At 68.4% G+C, this 3,488-nt stretch carries 4 protein-coding genes and 1 pseudogene; 2 read left to right on the forward strand and 3 right to left on the reverse strand.

What is annotated here, in order from left to right; translation table 11 throughout:
• Window positions 1-270: pseudogene (locus tag x551_RS19835) on the forward strand (8-oxoguanine deaminase); the annotation flags it as partial.
• A gap of 104 nt (window positions 271-374) precedes the next feature.
• Entirely contained in the window at window positions 375-1,259 is an 885-nt protein-coding gene (gene panB, locus x551_RS19840; RefSeq protein ID WP_036236024.1) for a 3-methyl-2-oxobutanoate hydroxymethyltransferase, read from the forward strand.
• Between the two features lie 85 nt (window positions 1,260-1,344).
• On the opposite strand, the gene x551_RS19845 is transcribed toward panB, so the two are convergent.
• The 3 genes from x551_RS19845 to x551_RS19855 all read right to left on the reverse strand — a co-directional run bounded on the left by x551_RS19845 (window position 1,345) and on the right by x551_RS19855 (window position 3,448).
• Window positions 1,345-2,088, reverse strand: coding sequence for a nucleotidyl transferase AbiEii/AbiGii toxin family protein (locus tag x551_RS19845; protein ID WP_253950426.1), 744 nt, complete (start codon window positions 2,086-2,088; stop codon window positions 1,345-1,347).
• Window positions 2,033-2,512, reverse strand: a complete 480-nt coding sequence (locus tag x551_RS23790; RefSeq protein ID WP_051495948.1) for a helix-turn-helix transcriptional regulator — start codon at window positions 2,510-2,512, stop codon at window positions 2,033-2,035. Before x551_RS23790 ends, x551_RS19845 begins: the two co-directional genes overlap by 56 nt.
• A 270-nt stretch (window positions 2,513-2,782) precedes the next feature.
• Window positions 2,783-3,448 carry a GntR family transcriptional regulator gene (locus x551_RS19855; protein WP_081782295.1) on the reverse strand — a complete coding sequence of 222 codons (666 nt, stop codon included), beginning with the start codon at window positions 3,446-3,448 and terminating at the stop codon, window positions 2,783-2,785.
• Between the last annotated feature and the right edge of the window lie 40 nt (window positions 3,449-3,488).

The raw sequence follows: 3,488 nt of genomic DNA on the forward strand, positions 1-3,488 counted from the left end.
GTGCTGAACCGCGACGACATCGGCGTGCTCGCACCCGGCATGGCGGCCGACCTGGCGATCTTCGGGCTCGACGACGTGGGCCTGGCCGGCGCGCTGCACGACCCGCTGGCCGCGTTGCTGTTCTGCCAGCCGCCGCGCGCCCGCCACACCCTCGTGCACGGCCGCGTGGTGGTGCGCGACGGCGAGCTGACCACGCTGGAACTGCCGGCTCTGGTGCGGCGGCACAACCGGCTGGCGCGGCAACTCGTCGATGGAGCCGGCCGCGCCTGAGCGGCTCGGCCGCCGACCGCCGCGCAGCGCGGCGTTTCCCCGCATTGGCGTCCTGTCGAACATTGATATGCTAGTGACATATCAAATGCTCGAAGGAGACCGCCATGTCCGATGCCGCCGCTGCCCCACCCGAGCGCAAGAAGCGCACCATCACCGAGATCCGCGACTCGAAGAAGAGCGGCGAGAAGATGGTCTACACCTCGGTGCCGGACTACACCTCGGCCAAGTGGGCCGAGCTGGCCGGCGTCGACGTGGCCGTGGTCGGCGACAGCCTGGCGATGGTCGCGCACGGTCACAGCAGCACCGTGCCGGCGACGATGGACATGATGGTGATGCACGCACAGGCGGTGCGGCGGGGCGCGCCACGCACCTTCACGCTGGGCTGCATGCCCTACCAGAGCTACAACACGGTGGACCGCGCGCTGCTCAACGCCACCCGCTTCATGCAGGACGGCGGCTGCGACGCGGTCAAGCCGCAGGGCGGCAGATCGCAGGCGCACATCCTGAAGGCATTGGTCGACTCGGGCATCCCGACCGCCTCGCACATCGGGCTCACACCGCACACCATCGCGATGTTCGGCGGCTTCAAGATCCAGGGCCGCACCGCCGAGGCGGCGATGAAGATCCTGGAGGACGCGTTCGCGATCCAGGACGCCGGCTGCTTCATGCTGGAGTTCGAGGCGGTGCCGGCGAAGATCGCGACGCTGATCTCGAAGCAGCTCGAGATCCCCACCATCGGCATCGGTGCCGGGGCCGGCTGCGATGGCCAGATCCTGCTGTCCTACGACCTGCTGGGCGTGTTCACCGACTTCAAGCCCAAGTTCACGAAGCGCTATGCCAACCTGACCGAGGTGGCGGTGCAGGGCCTGAAGGCCTACGTCGACGAGGTGAAGACCGGCCGCTTCCCCGACGACGACCACAGCTATGGCGTCGACGACCGCGAGTACGAGCAGTTCATGAACATGGTGGAGAAGCGGCGGCACGTGTGACGCTAGGGCCTGTTCACGCTATCGGAGGGCTCGCGCCGGCGCCATCCTCGAGCGCCTTCTTCTTCGCGCCGTCGAAGTCGGTGCTTCAGCGCACCAGCGCCTTGATGCGAGCCCATAGCGCCGCCTTCGACACGGTGGTCATCGCCATCGATTTCATGCACGCGTCCAGATGGTGGGGTCGTGCTCGCAGGTCCTCCACGGCGCGCGCCAAGTCGGCTGCCACACTGTCGCCGTAGGCACCTTGGGCCTTGGCCATGGCCCGTTTCATCAGCGCCTTGGGCGGCGCCATCATCGCCAGGTCGATCAGATCCCGGCTCATCACGGCATCGTCGCGCCAGCGGTCGGAGTTGGCCAGCAGCTTGCTCGTCACCATGTCCAGCGGCGTCAGCGTCGCCACGCCGCACTGCCAATCGTCCGCACCGGGAGCTTCCAGCTCGATCCGGCCCTCGAGCACGATCTCGAACTTGATGTCGGCGCCATCGACTTGCAGCAGGGTGCGGAGGCCGTATTGGTCTGCGCGCACCTCGCGGGCCTGGTTCAGTGTGTGGCCGGGCCGCGAGAGGGCGCGCATGCCTTCCGGGCCGGTCAGCCGTTGCCGCAGTTGGCGATAGCCCTCGACCCTGGAGACTAGGAAGTCGATGTCGACCGACTCACGGTATTCGCCGTACCGCAGCGCCATGGCGGTTCCGCCACCGAAGAGGCAGTCGTTCGCCACCAGGACGTCGGCGTCCAGGGCTGCGAGGATGGTCGCGATGCGGCGGTGATGCGGCCGTTCAAACAAGCAGGCGCCCCCCGCCGAGTTGGTCCACCAGGACTTGGAGCAGTGCACGCTCGGCCGGCTCCATACGGGCTTGGTCGATGTGACGCCAGTTGCGCTCGTATAGGTTCAAGGCATCCACCGGGCTGAGTTCTTCGACGTCGTGCAGTTGCCAGGCCAGGCGCTTGAGCTGGGGAAAATCGCCCAGCCGCACACGCTCCGGCAGGCTGGCCCTGTCGGCAGTGGCCGGGCGGGCCTGCGGATCGCGAAGCTCCAGTTGCAACCCGATCGCGTCGATGGCGCTGAGGTAGGCACCCATGGTCACGGAAGGCTCGCCCCGTTCGATGCGGTGCCAGGTCACCCGGGACATGCCCGCGGCTTCCGCGGCCACTGTGGCGCTGACTTTCTGGCGTCCACGGTGGGCGCGAATGCGCTCCCCCAAGGCCTGTAGCCGGGTGGCGAGGAGTTCGCCGACAGGAGGTGCTTTGGCTGGCATTGTGAATCTCATTCTATGCATTTCTGCAGGTTTGTACAGAATGAGAATCTATTTTCGGGCGCTCAGTCCCGCTGCCGCGTTAGAGCGCGAGGCGACAGGGTCACGCTTGTGGCGCCACCGCCGTCTACAGCGGGGGCCGGACATCGCAGGCCGGACCTGCCCCATGCCATCGACCGATCGCGGGGTGCGACGAGGTGATCCCCGAGTACGCGCCGTGGATCAACCCGGTTGCGGATTCGTCCCCACCGAGCCCACCGGCCAGAAGCGCGATCAGACCTCGACCGACACCGTCGCCTTGGTGAACTCTTCCAGGTTGTCGAGCAGCGCGTCGAGGGCGTGGGCCGCGGCAGCCTCGTCCCGCGCCACGATCGCGCGCGCCAGCCGGCCGTGCAGCGCCGCCATGGCCGGCAGGTCGGCCGCCTGGCGGTAGTGCAGGAACCAGAAGCGCCGCGACAGGCCGTGCATCAGGCCCATCGCGCCGGCCGCGAACTCGTTGCGTGCGGCCTTCAGGCTCAGATCGTTGAAGGCCTTGTCTGCGCGCATGAAGGCGGTGGCATCGCCGCTGATCGCGGCCGCCTCGAAGGCCTTGGCGAGCTCGGTGAACTCGGCGAGCTCGTCGTCGCCGGCGCGGCGCGCGGCGCAGCGCACGATCAGCCGTTCCACCTCGCGGCGCGTCTCCAGCAGGCGCAGTTGCTTGCGCACGTCGATCTCGGACACCAGGTTGCCGCGCTGCGGCAGGATCGACACGAGGTGTTCGCGAGCGAGCCGCTGCAGGGCCTCGCGCACCGGCGTGCGACCGATGCCGAGACGCTGCGACAACTCGGCCTCCGACATCGCGGTGCCGGGGCGCAGCTCCAGCGTGACGATCAGTTCCTCGATCTTCCGGTAGGCCTGACCGGTCAGCGTCTCGGGCCGGGTCGACGGCGCGGTGGCCAGCGGATCGGAGGAGCGCCGCGCGGCGGGCCTTGCGGTCGGG

The sequence above is a fragment of the Methylibium sp. T29 genome (assembly GCF_000576205.1).
GTDB classification, from domain to species: domain Bacteria; phylum Pseudomonadota; class Gammaproteobacteria; order Burkholderiales; family Burkholderiaceae_C; genus Methylibium; species Methylibium petroleiphilum.

Bases quoted from the DNA above. Each gene is read 5' to 3' on its own strand.
- panB (WP_036236024.1), top strand. From the start codon at position 375: ATGTCCGATGCCGCCGCTGCCCCACCCGAGCGCAAGAAGCGCACCATC.
- x551_RS23790 (WP_051495948.1), bottom strand. From the start codon at position 2,512: ATGCCAGCCAAAGCACCTCCTGTCGGCGAACTCCTCGCCACCCGGCTA.